The sequence below is a fragment of the Sporosarcina aquimarina genome, assembly GCF_019748715.1.
Lineage (GTDB): Bacteria > Bacillota > Bacilli > Bacillales_A > Planococcaceae > Sporosarcina > Sporosarcina newyorkensis.
Genome location: NZ_JACLBZ010000002.1, coordinates 128,492 through 143,660, shown reverse-complemented (window position 1 = coordinate 143,660; position 15,169 = coordinate 128,492). Strand labels below are relative to the sequence as shown.

General features: G+C 43.2%; 15 protein-coding genes. 11 read left to right on the top strand and 4 right to left on the bottom strand.

Annotation, left to right across the window (positions count from 1 at the left end; genetic code table 11):
* Entirely contained in the window at positions 1-1,380 is a 1,380-nt protein-coding gene (locus tag H7J92_RS00880; protein ID WP_009496879.1) for a glycine--tRNA ligase, read from the bottom strand.
* Positions 1,381-1,692: 312 nt separating this feature from the next.
* On the opposite strand from H7J92_RS00880, the gene ccpN reads away from it, so the two are divergent.
* The 9 genes from ccpN (at position 1,693) to H7J92_RS00835 (ending at position 10,968) form a co-directional block, all read left to right on the top strand.
* Positions 1,693-2,331 (top strand): transcriptional regulator CcpN, encoded by a 639-nt coding sequence (gene ccpN / locus H7J92_RS00875; protein ID WP_040758128.1) that lies wholly within the window; start codon positions 1,693-1,695, stop codon positions 2,329-2,331.
* A gap of 11 nt (positions 2,332-2,342) precedes the next feature.
* Positions 2,343-3,161, top strand: a complete 819-nt coding sequence (locus H7J92_RS00870) for a pyruvate, water dikinase regulatory protein (RefSeq protein ID WP_040758127.1) — start codon at positions 2,343-2,345, stop codon at positions 3,159-3,161.
* Between the two features lie 272 nt (positions 3,162-3,433).
* A complete protein-coding gene (gene dnaG / locus H7J92_RS00865) occupies positions 3,434-5,245 on the top strand; it encodes a DNA primase (protein ID WP_009496873.1) in 1,812 nt (603 codons plus the stop codon).
* A 15-nt stretch (positions 5,246-5,260) separates the two neighbouring features.
* Positions 5,261-6,430 carry an RNA polymerase sigma factor RpoD gene (rpoD, locus tag H7J92_RS00860; RefSeq protein ID WP_078816534.1) on the top strand — a complete coding sequence of 390 codons (1,170 nt, stop codon included), beginning with the start codon at positions 5,261-5,263 and terminating at the stop codon, positions 6,428-6,430.
* Positions 6,431-6,521: 91 nt separating this feature from the next.
* Positions 6,522-7,088: a hypothetical protein gene (locus H7J92_RS00855; protein WP_009496870.1), complete on the top strand. Its 567-nt coding sequence runs from the start codon at positions 6,522-6,524 to the stop codon at positions 7,086-7,088.
* Positions 7,089-7,375: 287 nt separating this feature from the next.
* Positions 7,376-8,515 carry an acyl-CoA dehydrogenase family protein gene (locus tag H7J92_RS00850; RefSeq protein ID WP_221835028.1) on the top strand — a complete coding sequence of 380 codons (1,140 nt, stop codon included), beginning with the start codon at positions 7,376-7,378 and terminating at the stop codon, positions 8,513-8,515.
* 138 nt (positions 8,516-8,653) lie between these two features.
* Positions 8,654-9,025, top strand: a complete 372-nt coding sequence (gene cccA / locus H7J92_RS00845) for a cytochrome c550 (RefSeq protein WP_040758125.1) — start codon at positions 8,654-8,656, stop codon at positions 9,023-9,025.
* 126 nt (positions 9,026-9,151) lie between these two features.
* Positions 9,152-9,850 (top strand): tRNA (adenine(22)-N(1))-methyltransferase, encoded by a 699-nt coding sequence (locus H7J92_RS00840; RefSeq protein ID WP_009496866.1) that lies wholly within the window; start codon positions 9,152-9,154, stop codon positions 9,848-9,850.
* Entirely contained in the window at positions 9,847-10,968 is a 1,122-nt protein-coding gene (locus H7J92_RS00835) for a Nif3-like dinuclear metal center hexameric protein (protein WP_221835027.1), read from the top strand. Before H7J92_RS00840 ends, H7J92_RS00835 begins: the two co-directional genes overlap by 4 nt.
* A gap of 49 nt (positions 10,969-11,017) precedes the next feature.
* Here H7J92_RS00835 and H7J92_RS00830 read toward each other — a convergent pair whose 3' ends face one another.
* Positions 11,018-11,983, bottom strand: a complete 966-nt coding sequence (locus H7J92_RS00830; protein WP_009496862.1) for a 4-hydroxy-3-methylbut-2-enyl diphosphate reductase — start codon at positions 11,981-11,983, stop codon at positions 11,018-11,020.
* A 69-nt stretch (positions 11,984-12,052) separates the two neighbouring features.
* Positions 12,053-12,502: a YqfQ family protein gene (locus H7J92_RS00825; protein WP_221835026.1), complete on the bottom strand. Its 450-nt coding sequence runs from the start codon at positions 12,500-12,502 to the stop codon at positions 12,053-12,055.
* Between the two features lie 112 nt (positions 12,503-12,614).
* On the opposite strand from H7J92_RS00825, the gene H7J92_RS00820 reads away from it, so the two are divergent.
* Positions 12,615-13,907 carry a DEAD/DEAH box helicase gene (locus tag H7J92_RS00820; RefSeq protein WP_009496858.1) on the top strand — a complete coding sequence of 431 codons (1,293 nt, stop codon included), beginning with the start codon at positions 12,615-12,617 and terminating at the stop codon, positions 13,905-13,907.
* Positions 13,907-14,809 carry a deoxyribonuclease IV gene (locus tag H7J92_RS00815; RefSeq protein ID WP_009496856.1) on the top strand — a complete coding sequence of 301 codons (903 nt, stop codon included), beginning with the start codon at positions 13,907-13,909 and terminating at the stop codon, positions 14,807-14,809. Before H7J92_RS00820 ends, H7J92_RS00815 begins: the two co-directional genes overlap by 1 nt.
* Before the next feature lie 37 nt (positions 14,810-14,846).
* On the opposite strand, the gene H7J92_RS00810 is transcribed toward H7J92_RS00815, so the two are convergent.
* A complete protein-coding gene (locus tag H7J92_RS00810; protein WP_009496854.1) occupies positions 14,847-15,089 on the bottom strand; it encodes a hypothetical protein in 243 nt (80 codons plus the stop codon).
* Positions 15,090-15,169 lie beyond the last annotated feature (80 nt).

The following is a 15,169-nucleotide window of genomic DNA, read 5'->3' as shown; positions in this document are numbered from 1 at the left end:
TTAAAATTGTAGATGTTTTTCAATATATGCTTTAACGTCTGCAATTGGCATACGCTCTTGTTCCATAGAATCGCGGTGACGGACAGTCACTTGCTGATCTTCTAATGAATCAAAATCGTATGTGATACAGAAAGGAGTTCCAATTTCATCTTGGCGACGGTAGCGACGGCCGATTGATTGGGAATCGTCATACTGTACTGGGAAATGCTTCGCCAGTTCCGTATACACTTTATCTGCATCGTCTGCAAGCTTTTTAGATAATGGCAAGATCGCAGCTTTAATAGGAGCAAGTGCCGGGTGGAAACGCAACACTGTACGTGTATCGCCGTCTTCCAACTCTTCTTGGTCAAATGCGTCACATAAGAAAGCTAGTGTAACACGGTCTGCACCAACAGAAGGCTCGATGCAGTAAGGAACGTATTTTTCATTCGTTACAGGATCTTGGTAGTGGAAGTCTTCGCCTGAATATTCCATATGGCGCTTCAAATCGAAGTCCGTACGGTTGGCAATACCCCAAAGCTCTCCCCAGCCAAACGGGAATTTATATTCGATATCTACAGTTCCTTTAGAGTAGTGGGAAAGTTCGTCTTCATTATGCTCGCGAAGACGGATATTCTCTTCTTTCAATCCAAGGTTCAACAATAGGTTCTTGGATTGGTCGCGCCAGTATCCATACCAATGCTCATCTTCACCAGGCTTACAGAAGAATTCCAGTTCCATTTGTTCAAATTCACGCGTACGGAACGTGAAGTTACCCGGCGTGATTTCATTACGGAAACTTTTACCGACTTGCGCAATTCCAAATGGTACTTTCTTTCTCATCGAACGTTGAACGTTTTTAAAGTTGACGAAGATTCCTTGTGCTGTTTCAGGACGAAGGAAAATTTGGTTTGCGGATGAATCCGTCACTCCTTGACTCGTCTTGAACATTAAGTTAAATTGACGGATTTCTGTATAGTCCATCGCACCGCAAGTCGGGCACACGATGCCGTGTTCTTGGATTAGTTCGAACATCTTTTCAAATGGCAAGCCGTCAACTACGAGTTCAATCCCTTTGGCATCTAATGCTTCTTCGATTAATTTATCCGCACGGTGACGCGTCTTACATTTTTTACAGTCGATCATTGGATCATTGAAGTTCCCGATATGACCAGATGCTTCCCAAACTTTCGGGTTCATCAAGATGGCTGAATCCAGCCCTACGTTATAAGGCGATTCCTGAATAAATTTTTGCCACCAAGCACGTTTGATGTTGTTCTTCAACTCAACGCCGAGCGGACCGTAATCCCATGTGTTCGCCAAACCGCCATAGATTTCAGAGCCTGGGAACACAAAACCCCGTTGCTTTGAAAGATTCACTACTTGTTCCATAGATAACATTATAAATCCCTCCAATTAAAATAAGCACTCGTCTCCGGACATAGACATGTCCGGGGACGAGTGCATGATGACCCGCGGTTCCACCCCGATTGGTTTTTCAACCCACTTTCATAATGAATGGTTCAACTCCCGGCTGCCGTCTTCGTGTAGTACAGGCTCTCACTGTCCCTGTTCGCTCATCTTTACACTACTTATTGACCGTTCTTCGCTTACTTCATTCAAAATTAGTTTAGCATGGTTCTCCTTTCTTCGCAATAGTGAGCGTCTTGTTATATAATTGGTTAGTAAATACTACTTTGAAGTGTGAAGGCGGTGACATGTTTGGAATTAAATACACGTCAAAATGAAATCCTTGACATCGTCAAAGAAAACGGACCGATTACAGGAGAGCAAATAGCTGAGCGTCTACACTTAGCGCGTGCAACTATCCGACCTGACTTAGCAATTTTGACGATGGCGGGTTATTTGGATGCACGACCGCGTGTGGGTTACTTCTATTCTGGCAAAAAACCTATTCAATCGGTAGCGGACGGTATGGTAGATATGACAGCGGCGGATTTTCAATCAAGACCGGTCGTGATCACGGAGAATCTATCAGTTTATGATGCGATCTGCCAATTGTTTCTGGAGGATGTCGGAACCCTTTTCGTAGTGGATCAGCAATCCTTATTGACAGGTGTACTATCCAGAAAAGATTTGTTGCGGACAAGTATCGGAAGAACGGAATTAGATAAAATTCCTGTGCATGTCATCATGACAAGAATGCCGAATATTATGTATTGCAGGAAGCAGGATACCCTCATTTCAGTAGCAAAAAAAATGATGGACAGTCAAATTGATTCATTGCCAATCATCAATGAGAAAGAGGGCGGATTGGAAGTAATCGGGCGGATTACAAAGACCAATATAACAGCCGCATTTCTTTCATTAGCGGAAGATCATGACTTATGAGGAGTGACGGTATGCCGAATTTTACATTATTCATCGTCTCTGATTCTGTCGGGGAAACAGCTGGCCTTGTTACGAAGGCGGCTGCTAGTCAATTCCGGCATGATTTGGAGAGCGTTTCCATAAAGAGATTCTCCTATATTGAGGAGAATTCACAGTTAGAGGAAATTGTGTTTTTAGCTAAACAACAGCAAGCTTTGATTGTCTTTACTTTAGTCAAAGAGTCAATGCGCGATCATTTGCGTATTCTTTGTGAAGAATTGGACGTAAAGTCCGTAGATCTGTTAGGACCGCTTATCGACGAAATTGGAAATCAGTTAGGCCTAGAACCCTTTGAGGAACCAGGCTTGGTCAGGCAGTTGGATGCTCATTATTTCAAAAAAATCGAGGCTATTGAGTTTGCGGTAAAATACGACGACGGAAGAGATATGCGCGGTGTATTGGAAGCAGATATTGTACTGCTCGGTGTATCGAGGACATCCAAAACACCGCTGTCACAATTTCTGGCGAATAAAGGATATAAAGTGGCTAATGTGCCGCTTGTCCCTGAAGTCGATCCGCCAGCAGAGATATTCTCAATCGATCCAACTAAATGTTTCGGACTTTATATATCAGTAAATCAATTAAACTCTATTCGAAAAGCGCGTTTGGAAACGTTGGGCTTGAAAGATGACGCAAACTATGCGAAAATAGCACGTATTCAACAAGAAATAGACTATTTTAATGAGATTACGACAAAAGTCGGCTGCGAAGTCATTGATGTGACCAATCGCGCAGTTGAAGAAACAGCCAATACGATTCTCAAAACATTTACAGCAAGGAAGGCCAACTAACGGATGGTTAGGTCTTCTTTTTTCTGTGTCTAGTTGGATAGTAGGCCGAAATGTAGCAACAGAGTATATGAATTGATCATTATTAGCAAACTATAGGGGGAATTGGAAGCAGCTGTTTGGAACAGCGGTCAACTGTGTTGGGAAGTACATGTTTCCTACTTGAATACTCAATTCATGCGAAGTTAAAAGTTTTCGAGGCGAATGATGTCGATAAAAAAGGGTTTTTGAGAAAGTCCTCGAATTTATGTATATAGAGTGGAAATGGTGATAGAATGACAAGAATATCTGACGACACGATTGAGGAAATCCGCTCAGGAACAGACATTGTCGATTTGATCAGTGAATATGTCCAATTGTCGAAAAGGGGAAAGAATTGGTTTGGACTGTGTCCGTTCCATGAAGAAAACAGCCCATCCTTCTCTGTTTCCGAAGACAAGCAACTATTTCACTGCTTCGGATGCGGAGCAAGCGGGAATGCCATCACCTTTATGATGGATATGGAAAACCGTTCGTTCATCGATTCCATTCTGAAACTCGGAAGTCGTATTGGAATGGAGCTAGAAGCTTCAACAAACGATGCGCAAACGACGAAAACCTCTTCTAACCAACAAATGCTTAAAGCGTATACGCTTGCCGCCAATTTTTATAGCCATCTGCTCTTAAACACCATAGAAGGCGAAAAAGCATTAGAATATCTAGAAAATAGAGGGTTTACGCGTGATCAAATCGAACAGTATGAAATAGGATGGTCTCCTGTTCAATCAGATGCTTTGTCTTCATTATTAACTAGGCAGGGCTTTGATCTGAAAGAAATGGAAACCGCAGGACTTTGTTTTCAAAAAGAGGATGGATCGGGATATTTCGACCGCTTCAGGGGAAGAATCATGTTTCCAATTCAGGATGATAATGGCATGACCATTGCCTTCTCTGGAAGAAGATTGGAGGATTCGTCTTCAGACGCTAAATATATCAATAGTCCAGAGACTCCGATATTCGAAAAGAGCAAGGTTTTGTTTAATTTTCATCGGGCACGTCTTAATGTTCGGAAATCGGGTAAAGTAATACTATTCGAAGGTTTTATGGATACGATTGCTGCAGACCGTGGTGGAATCGGGAATACGGTCGCAGTCATGGGTACTGCTTTATCATCACATCATATCGTGAAACTGAAGCGAATGGCAAAGAAAGTGGTCATTTGCTGTGACGGAGATTCTGCTGGCTGGGGGGCCGCCAAACGATTTGCCGACAGTTTGATTGATAGTGGAATGGATGTGCTCGTGGCCACTCTGCCAGATAGAATGGATCCCGATGATTTCATCGCCCAACAGGGAGTCGACGCATTTACAGAGAAAATCTTAGATCAGCCACTTTCGTATATTTCTTTTGTCGCTGCCTATTATAGAAGAGACAAAAACTTATCGATTGATCATGATATTAAGCAGTATGTTCATGAAGTTTTCAATGAACTTGCTCACCGTTGTTCTCCTATTGAAAAGGATTTATTGATTCAACAACTCCATAGTGAAACAAATGCTTCCAAAGAGTCACTCGGACAGGAGTTTACAAAGTCTATAGCACGAAAGGCGAAACAGACACGTGATGCAGATCCAGTGGAAGAAAGCCGATCGGTAAGCTTAACCAGTGCTACAGCGAACAGAACGGAGACAGATCGCGCGGAACAGCTGCTCCTTGCTCACCTATTGATGGACGCCGACTTGTTTGAAGAAAAGCGTGCAGAACTTCAAGATTTATTTGTCAGAGACGACGTCATCAAAATATTTTTCAAGTTGGCCGCGTTTTATGAACAATATGACTTGCCCAACTATCAACGATTTGCTGAAATGTTGGAAGACCGGCAATTGAAGAAAATCGTCATGGAAGCTATTTTGACAGAACGTTCACAAGAGCATACAGGGCAAGAAGTAGAAGATTGTATCCGTCACTTAAAACGCAATCAACTAAAACGTTTGATTGAACAAAAACAACATGAATCAAAAGAAGCAGAAAAAAAGAACGACCTACTAAAAGCAATGGAGTTGGCCACAGAGGTAATCCAACTTGTGAGATCGTTAAAGGTTCTGTAAGGAGGTATAGTCGCTATGACAAAAGAAGAACAAACGGGAGAAGTAGAATTGACTATTGAAGAAGCAAAGGCAGCTATTATAGAGGCTGGTAAAAAAACAGGCGAACTAACACTAGAGGATGTAACAGAAAAACTGGCATCTTTTGAAATGGAACCTGAACAATTTGAAGAGTTTCTCGATCAGATAGAAGCACAAGGTATCGAAATGGATAGAAAAGAAGAAGCAGATGCCAAGAGTGATGCGGAAGAACAATTCGACTTAAATGATTTGAGTGTGCCGCCAGGAGTCCGGATCAACGACCCCGTTCGTATGTATTTGAAAGAAATCGGGCGTGTCGACTTATTGACAGGTAAAGAAGAAGTTGATTTGGCGATTCGGATTCAAGAAGGTATTGAAGCGGAAGCAGAGTTGGCAGAAACAAACGAAATGACACCTAAAATAGATGCAGCTATTATTCGTGGAGAAAATGCCAAAAAGAAATTGGCGGAGGCGAATTTGCGATTGGTTGTCAGTATCGCTAAACGCTATGTCGGCCGTGGTATGTTATTCCTTGACTTGATTCAGGAAGGGAATATGGGTCTGATTAAAGCTGTCGAGAAGTTCGACCATACAAAAGGCTTTAAATTCAGTACGTATGCTACGTGGTGGATCCGCCAAGCAATTACACGTGCGATTGCAGACCAAGCCCGTACAATTCGTATTCCTGTGCATATGGTAGAAACGATCAATAAATTGATTCGCGTACAACGTCAACTCCTGCAAGACTTAGGACGAGAGCCTTCTCCAGAAGAAATCGGAGAGGAAATGGACTTAACTCCTGAAAAAGTACGTGAGATCCTGAAAATCGCACAAGAACCTGTCTCTTTGGAAACACCGATTGGAGAAGAAGATGATTCTCATTTAGGTGACTTCATCGAAGATTCAGAAGCACAATCTCCTTCAGATCATGCGGCGTATGAATTATTAAAAGAGCAGCTCGAAGATGTCTTGGACACATTGACAGACCGGGAAGAAAATGTCTTGCGTCTGCGTTTCGGTCTGGATGATGGCCGTACACGTACGCTGGAAGAAGTAGGTAAAGTCTTCGGCGTCACACGTGAGCGGATTCGCCAGATTGAAGCCAAGGCACTTAGAAAATTGCGTCATCCATCACGCAGCAAACGCTTAAAAGACTTTTTAGAGTAATAGATGCATCGGCTTCAAATTAGCCGATGCTTTTTCTTCTGGATCCATAAAAAGAACAATTTTATTGATTGGTATTAATGGGGGAGAAAGGATGACAAAAGAAAAGAAGCAAATAATCATTTCAGAAATCCGCTATTGGAAACAGAATAAACTTCTTCCTGAACACTACTGTGATTTTTTGATTACACTGTACGCGCAAGGAGAAGATCCTGACGAGATGGTCATAAAGGAATCTTCCGCTCTGCACAAAGAGAAAAAACAGTTGCGAACAAAGCAATTGATGATTCTGCTCATCAGTTTGTTGCTGGCAGGCTTGGTATCTGTCGCCATGTTTTTACTGAAAGAATATCCGATAGCCACGTTACTTGCAGCCACGGTCCTTTCGCTGCTTTTTCTCGTGATTGCCTCAGGAAAATCGTTCATCAAGAGAGGCTTTGCTCCTTTCCTATACATATCGATGGCCTTTCTGTTGCTGATGATGTCCTTGAAAATCTGGACAGCATTTTTTAATGGTGAGACTACATTATTAATTGGATTACTTGTTTTGAATTGCAGTCTGTGGCTATTTACAGGCAGACTAATGAACTTACTATACTTTACGATTTCCGGTTCTTTAGGCTTGTTGACGATCGTCGGCTTTTTAATTTTATCATTTTGATTTAAATCAATTACACCGCGGTGTAATTGCTTCCAGATTTTGAACTGTGCTTAGGCGTACGTGCCGCAGGTTGTGGGGCGATCTTAGCCTGTGTACTTCTATTGTTCAGCGGGCGTTTAAACATCCGCTGAACAGATTAATAAACCGCATTCATCTCACGACCTATAGAGATGGGAGTTGTCTGTTGAATAAAGATAAATAGGATGAAGGATAATATATTCATTGTTATATTTCATCCAATCTCTATATAATGTTATGTAAGGGCTTTCATAGAGAGGATGATCAAAATGAACTTTGATTTAACTCAAGAACAGCAGATGGTTAAGAAGTTAATGAAGGATTTTGCGAATGAAGAAGTCGCTCCTGGCGCGGTTGAACGAGACAGATCAGGTACATTCCCTATTGAAATTTTTAAGAAGTTGTCTCAAATGGGCATGATGGGCTTACCGTTCCCTGAGAAATACGGCGGGGCTGGAGCAGATACGATCAGTTTCGCCATTGTGACAGAAGAATTGAGCCGTGCGTGTGCATCAACAGGGATAACGTATTCAGCTCACATCTCGCTTGGAGGTGCCCCGTTGCATCTGTTCGGTACAGAACAGCAAAAACAAGCGTATCTGACACCTATTTGCACAGGGGAATCATTTGGAGCATTCGGACTGACGGAGCCGAATGCCGGGTCAGATGCAGGGGGGACAGAAACGACAGCACGATTAGAAGGCGGAAAGTTCACGATCAATGGTTCCAAGGTTTATATTACAAATGCAAGCTATGCAAAGCACTTAGCTATAACAGCCGTCACAGGTCGCACGGACGGTCAAAAAGAAATAAGTGCAATTATGGTGCCGACAAATTCAGAAGGCTTTACGGTCATGGATAACTATGAAAAAATGGGTCTTCATGCGTCTAATACGACAGAGTTGTTACTTGATCAGGTTGTCGTACCGGAAGAGAACTTGCTTGGTGCAAGAGGGAAAGGGTTTCAACAATTTTTAGTGACATTGGACGGCGGACGTATCGGAATCGGCGCAATGGCGGTTGGGATTGCTCAGGCAGCATATGACCGAGCGTTGCGTTATTCAAAAGAACGTAAGCAATTCGGAAAGACCCTATCTTCATTTCAGATCACCCAATTTAAACTTGCAGATATGGCTATGAAAATCGAATTGGCGCGGAATATGGTTTATAAGGCAGCTTGGTTGAAAGACCAAGGCAGGAAATTCACGAAAGAAGCATCGATGTGTAAATTATATGCATCTGAAATCGCCATGGAAATTGCCAACGAAGCAATTCAGATACACGGCGGTTATGGTTATATGCGTGAATATGAAGTCGAACGATATTTGCGGGATACGAAGCTGCTCGAGATAGGGGAAGGTACTTCAGAAGTACAGCGTATGGTGATTGCCCGACAAATTGGTTGCTGAATGTTGAATTATGTCCAATCTGTCACAAAAGGTGAAAAGTCGTTCAATAACACTTTCAGTTTTCTCATAGATACAGTACAATGTTAATTGTGTACTGTATCTTTTACAGAATAGATTCTGATGAAGGAGGGTAATCCAATGAATAAAAATCCTGTTGTACCTTATCTTTTGATTTTTGCGCTAGGAATTGGACTGATTTTCTTCATGTCACTTTATGGTTTAGATCAAAAGAAAGAAATTGCTGGACCAGATGAAGAAGAAGCCACTACTGAAGAAAATGCAAATACCGGCGAATTTGACGCAGAAGCTGTCGCACAACAAAAGTGCGTAAGTTGTCACGGAGATAACTTATCAGGCGGAATGGGACCTGCTCTAAACGGACAAGCATTCCCTGCGGAAGAAATGCATGACGCAATCAAAGATGGCGTTCCAGGAACTGCTATGCCAGCTGGACTTGTTCCGGACGAGAACATAGATGAAATGGTTGAATACATTTTATCGTTAGACTGAGTATCTACTTACTAATAGAGCCATTAAACCAGGAAGGGAACCACTCTTCCTTGGTTTGATGGCTCTTTTGCATTGCATGTACGGTTTGTCAAATATACAATAGAATGGAATGAAAGGCGGGGACTTATGAACACCAACCAATTATCCAAACGCCTTGCAATGGTCGCAAGGTTCGTTCCAAAAAACACTGTGCTCGCTGATATCGGCAGCGATCACGCCTATTTGCCATGCTATTTGATGAATAAAGGCGTTATTCAACGAGCGATTGCAGGGGAAGTCGTGAAAGGTCCATTCGAATCAGCAAAACGCAATGTACAAGCGAATGGTTTTGCCGATCGTATTGAAGTGCGTCTAGCGAATGGTTTACTGGCCATTGAAGATGCAGATGAAGTAGAAACCGTAACCATCGCGGGAATGGGCGGAACGTTGATCACATCGATTTTAGAGGCAGGGAAAGAACGTCTGCGTCATGTAAAACGAATTATTGCTCAACCGAATTTGCATGCGATTGCCATTCGACAATGGGCGATAGAAAACGGATTTCAACTTGTGGATGAAGAGATTTTAGAAGAAGACGGTAAAATTTATGAAATTCTGGTATTGGAAAGGGGATCAGCAGAGTATTCGCCAACAGACCTTCTGCTGGGACCCATCTTGCGACAAAAATCTTCACCCGTTTTCCGTGCGAAATGGGAGAGGGAAACACGGGAATGGGTACGTGTATTAGAAGCTTTGGATAAAGCAGAACAAACAAACGAAATTCGACTGAAAAAGCAATCAATCCAAACCAATTACGATTTAGTCAGGAAGGTGTTAGCTGAATGAAAAAAGTAAATGGATATCAGATTATTGAGGTTTTTGAAAAGTGGTCACCTAAGAAGCTCGCATTTGAAAGAGACCCGATTGGTCTGCATATTGGTCAACTAAATCGACATGTGAATAAAGTGCTTGTGACGCTTGACGTTAACGAACAAGTAATTGACGAAGCGATTGAACAAGAAGCTAATCTCATCATCGCGCATCATCCGCCCATTTTCCGGCCATTGAAAACGATATGGACAGATACACCGCAAGGAAAGATGATTGAAAAGTGCATCAAGCATGATATAGCCGTTTATGCGGCACACACCAATTTAGATATCGCAAAAGGCGGTGTCAATGATATGCTGGCAGACCGTCTCGGCATTACGGATACAGAACCAATCGAGGAAACGAGTTCTGAGCACTTAGTAAAACTGGCTGTATTTTGTCCGCAGACAGATGCAGATCAGCTCCGTAAAGAGTTAGCGGCAGCAGGTGCCGGGGCTATTGGAGACTATGTCGGATGCAGTTTCAGCTCGCATGGAATCGGACGTTTCACGCCGGTTGACGGAGCGAATCCAACAATTGGAGAAGTGGGAGAGCCTACTTCAGTGGATGAAGAACGAATCGAAGTCGTTTTTCCGGAAAGTCTTCAGCCGAAAGTCATTAAAGCCTTGTTTGCAGCGCATCCATATGAAGAGCCGGCATTTGATTTGTTCAAAATGCAACAAAAAATAAATGTGCATGGCATCGGAAGAGTCGGTCGCATGTCCGAAGAGATGACACTAAAACAATTTGCAGAGCATGTCAAAAACGCTTTTAAGGTGCCAGCTTTACGCTTTGTCGGGGACCCGGAAACATCTATTCGCAAAGTAGCGGTGTTAGGCGGCGACGGCAACAAATACATCACAGCAGCTAAGCGTAAGGGCGCGGACGTGCTGGTGACCGGCGATTTATATTACCATGTCGCACAAGATGCACAAAGCTTAGGACTGGCTGTAGTCGACCCTGGACATAATATAGAGAAGATTATGATTGAGGGAGTCGCCCGAAACCTATCCAAACTCTGCAACGAAATGAAATACGATATAGAATTCATCGAATCAAAAGTGAATACGGAGCCTTTTCAATTTTTATTCTAAAAAACCGGCGAGAGATTTATTCTCTCGCCGGTTTATTCGTACGTTGCGTTTAAGGTTCAATCCGAATGACGGGACTCGGGTTTTTGATTTTCGGTAAGATTTTCTCCAACTTAAATTGCCGTTCTGGTTGATGTGTCGAAGGATCTGCTGCATCAAACTTGTTCAAGTAGGCAATAACTTCTCTAACGATTACAGTAGGCGTCGAAGCACCTGCCGTTACCGCAACTGTCTCGATATCCATCAACCATGCGGGATCGATTTCTGAAACATCGGAGATACGGTAAGATGGCGTATTGGCAATCTCCACAGATACTTGCGTCAGGCGGTTCGAGTTATTACTCTTCGGATCTCCTACAACGATTAATAAATCCGCTTCTCCAGCCTGTTCCGCGACTGCTTCCTGTCTCACTTGAGTCGCCAAACAAATTTCCTGATGCACTTCAATATGAGGAAACTTGCGCTGCAGTTCTTCCATTAAATGTGCGACATCCCATTGACTCATCGTCGTCTGATTCGTCACCAACAGACGATCATTCTCGACTTCCAAGTTTTCGATATCTTCCAGCTTTTCGATTAAATGAACCGACTCTGGCGCCACACCGATTGCCCCTTCAGGCTCGGGATGGTGTTTTTTTCCGATGTAAAGTATGTCATAGCCTTCTGCCACTTTTTCCTCAATCAAATGATGAGTGACGGAGACATCCGGACACGTAGCGTCAATCGCGACGAGACCTTTTTCTTTTGCCAGTTTACGCACTTCAGGAGAAACGCCGTGTGCTGTATAAATAACGGTACCTTTGTCGACTTTACGCAAAATATCTAAGCGGTTTTCCCCATCCAAGGTGATGATCCCATCTTCTTCAAATGCATCTGTAACGTGTTTATTATGGACGATCATGCCTAATATATAAATGGGTCTCGGCAGGGATGTATCGAGAGCTGCGTTTCTCGCAATGACCATCGCATCAACCACACCATAACAATAACCTCTTGGTGAAATCTTGAGTACTTTCATTTATTCCACTCCACTCCTCTACTAACTTCTCTTTCATTATAGCGGAGATTGGCGGGTGATTCAAAGAGTTCAGAAGGGAGGCTGGAAAATACGCGGTGCGGAAGGCTGGCTGACAGGTGCAGCGCTTGCTCGGGCACTAGGCGCGGGTGAACTACCTGGTTGTGCAGTAGGTGTTGCTGCAGGTGCATTTGGCATAGACTGGAATCCTTTATATAATCTCCACATGGCGGGTAAATTTTGGAGCATAGGTGCAAACTGTTGTACAAGCGGCGCGAATTGCTGAGCGGTATTCAAAAATCGATTGGCAGTCTGCATGTATTGATCTGCTCGTGAAGGCCCGCCAGCCCCACCAGCGCCGGCTTGCTGTCCGCTTGCGCCTGCTTGCGGGAACCCTGAAGTCGGCGGCATGCCGGAAGAAAATGGCTGCCGCATCCCGCCGCCAGTAAATTGCGGGGGAGGAGTACTGGGCCTCATGGCTGACTGTTGATTACTGAACGGATAAAATGATTGATATCTCATCACGAACTCCTTTCTAAACGTTTTGAGTACTTCTCATAGTATCCTATGCGAAAAAAACTACTGATGGCACCGAATCATGGTACAATAAGAAATACGCTAGAGGAGGAACGATATGTCGAAATATACAGATTATCAATTCAAACCATTTTTGAGGGAAGCGATTCAAAAATTGGGTTTTGAAGAACCGACACCCATTCAAAAAGAAATGATCCCGCTTATAATGAAGAACACAAGTGCTATAGGACAAGCACATACAGGTACAGGGAAATCACATAGTTTCCTGATCCCGCTCGTCGAAAAGATCGATACAGCACAAGATGAATTGCAAGTAGTCATCACGGCACCGACCCGTGAATTGGCGACGCAGCTCCATACAGAATTAAAGAAACTAATCGAAGAGACAGATATTAAAAGTGCCATCTTGATTGGTGGGACGGATAAGAAAAGATCAGCAGAGCGCTTGAGAAGTACTCCTCATATTATCGTGGGCACGCCAGGCCGTATTCGAGATATGGCGGAAGTAGGAGCGCTGCCGATTCATACAGCTACTCAGCTTGTAATCGATGAAGCGGATCTCGCTTTTGATATGGGGTTCATTGAGGATATCGATCAATTTGCCTCAAGAATGCCTGATAAGCTTAGCATGTATGTATTTTCAGCGACCATTCCGGAGAAATTGAAACCGTTTTTAGCTAAATATATGAATTCTCCTGTTCATGTGCAAATGGATGATAAAAAACCACTGACAGAGAATATGCATTATTCATTAGTACCAGTCAGAAGTATGGACAAAAAGAAAAAGTTGCTTCACGTTATGGATGCCATTCAACCGTATTTGGCGATCATCTTTACGAATACCAAACAAAATGCAGATGAACTTGCAGATTATTTAGCAGAGCACGGTTATAAGCCGGGCCGGATTCATGGGGATTTGACGCCGCGTGAACGGACAAGAATGATGAAACAAGTGCGTGACCTTGAGTATCAATATATTGTGGCAACAGATCTTGCTGCGAGAGGGATCGATATTCCGGGCGTAAGCCATGTAATCAACTTCGAATTACCGGAGGACCTAGAGTTCTTCATCCACCGTGTAGGGCGGACGGCACGTGCGGGTCTCGGCGGTATGGCCATCACGCTATATGCTCCATCAGACGAAGATCAAATCAACCGTATTGAAAAACTAGGCATTCCATTTGTCCATGAAGACGTGAAAAATGGTGAGTGGATCGAAGTGAAAGAACGACAAGCCCGGAAGAAACGTATAAGAGAAGTCGACGAAATTGATAAGAAGGCTGCATCTATAATCCGTAAGCCGGATAAAGTCAAGCCAGGCTATAAGAAAAAATTAGCTGAAGAACAAGAAAAATTCAAAAAGAGACAAAGGAGAATGAAAAAGAAATAATGACAGCAAATGACATCCTTTTGGGCTCCCACGTATCGATGAGCGGCAAGAAAATGCTTCTCGGCTCAAGTGAAGAAGCATTAGGATATGGAGCGAACACCTTCATGATCTATACTGGAGCACCTCAAAATACGAGACGTAAACCAATCGAAGAATTGAATATAGAAAAAGGAACGGCGCATATGGAAGCTAATGGCCAATCCAAAATCGTCGTCCATGCACCGTACATCATTAATATTGCGAATACGACGAAGCCTGAAACGTTTCGTCTAGGCGTGGATTTTCTGCAGCAGGAGATAGAGCGGACAGAAGCACTCGGAGCTAATCAAATCGTACTGCATCCAGGAGCACACGTCGGCGCTGGAACGGACATGGGTATAACAAAAATCATAGAAGGTCTGAATGAAGTGCTCTCTAAAGACGCCAATGTCCGGATTGCCTTGGAAACGATGGCTGGAAAAGGTACAGAATGCGGCAGAAGCTTTGATGAAATTGCGAAAATTATCGACAGTGTGACACACAATGAACGTCTGTCGGTCTGCTTCGACACGTGCCACGTCCACGATGCAGGCTACGACATTGTCAATGACTTCGCAGGCGTACTCGACGAATTCGATAAAATCGTCGGCCTAGACCGAATCTCCGTTATTCATGTCAACGACAGCAAAAATGTCTGCGGCGCCGGAAAAGACCGTCACGAAAACATTGGCTTCGGCCACATCGGTTTCGACCCTCTTGCATACATCGTCCACCACCCAACATTCAAAGACATTCCAAAAATTTTGGAAACACCTTTCATCGGGACGGACAAAGCAAACAAAAAAGCACCTTATGCAGTTGAAATCGAAATGCTGAAAAATAAAAAATTCACACCTGAGTTACTGCAAGAGTTGAATAACTAACATACCTAATTAGCGCTGCTAGTTTGCAGCGCTTTTTCTATTGCAACTTGTATTGATCTAAATAAAGCATCGTTTGTTCGTATCCGATGACAGAAGATACTTTCTCTAGAAAAACAGATGGAATACCAGTGAACAGCCAAGACAACGACACCTCATCCAATAAAGGGCGCAACTGCTGAATTTGCTTCACTGACAACTGCACACCATGACTTGCCGCATACTGTTGCGCCTCATTATCGGACAACTGTTTGATCTCCTGAATCAACTGTAGTAAATCCATTCTCCTCAAATCCTTTCAATTGGTTGTATCCTTTAACATATTCCGCTATAATTTATTAAGTAATCGTAATGATTACGAAT

Coding starts and splice junctions, on each gene's coding strand:
- H7J92_RS00880 (WP_009496879.1), bottom strand. CDS start 1,380: ATGTTATCTATGGAACAAGTAGTGAATCTTTCAAAGCAACGGGGTTTT.
- H7J92_RS00870 (WP_040758127.1), top strand. CDS start 2,343: ATGCCGAATTTTACATTATTCATCGTCTCTGATTCTGTCGGGGAAACA.
- dnaG (WP_009496873.1), top strand. CDS start 3,434: ATGACAAGAATATCTGACGACACGATTGAGGAAATCCGCTCAGGAACA.
- rpoD (WP_078816534.1), top strand. CDS start 5,261: ATGACAAAAGAAGAACAAACGGGAGAAGTAGAATTGACTATTGAAGAA.
- H7J92_RS00855 (WP_009496870.1), top strand. CDS start 6,522: ATGACAAAAGAAAAGAAGCAAATAATCATTTCAGAAATCCGCTATTGG.
- H7J92_RS00850 (WP_221835028.1), top strand. CDS start 7,376: ATGAACTTTGATTTAACTCAAGAACAGCAGATGGTTAAGAAGTTAATG.
- cccA (WP_040758125.1), top strand. CDS start 8,654: ATGAATAAAAATCCTGTTGTACCTTATCTTTTGATTTTTGCGCTAGGA.
- H7J92_RS00840 (WP_009496866.1), top strand. CDS start 9,152: ATGAACACCAACCAATTATCCAAACGCCTTGCAATGGTCGCAAGGTTC.
- H7J92_RS00835 (WP_221835027.1), top strand. CDS start 9,847: ATGAAAAAAGTAAATGGATATCAGATTATTGAGGTTTTTGAAAAGTGG.
- H7J92_RS00830 (WP_009496862.1), bottom strand. CDS start 11,983: ATGAAAGTACTCAAGATTTCACCAAGAGGTTATTGTTATGGTGTGGTT.
- H7J92_RS00825 (WP_221835026.1), bottom strand. CDS start 12,502: ATGAGATATCAATCATTTTATCCGTTCAGTAATCAACAGTCAGCCATG.
- H7J92_RS00820 (WP_009496858.1), top strand. CDS start 12,615: ATGTCGAAATATACAGATTATCAATTCAAACCATTTTTGAGGGAAGCG.
- H7J92_RS00815 (WP_009496856.1), top strand. CDS start 13,907: ATGACAGCAAATGACATCCTTTTGGGCTCCCACGTATCGATGAGCGGC.
- H7J92_RS00810 (WP_009496854.1), bottom strand. CDS start 15,089: ATGGATTTACTACAGTTGATTCAGGAGATCAAACAGTTGTCCGATAAT.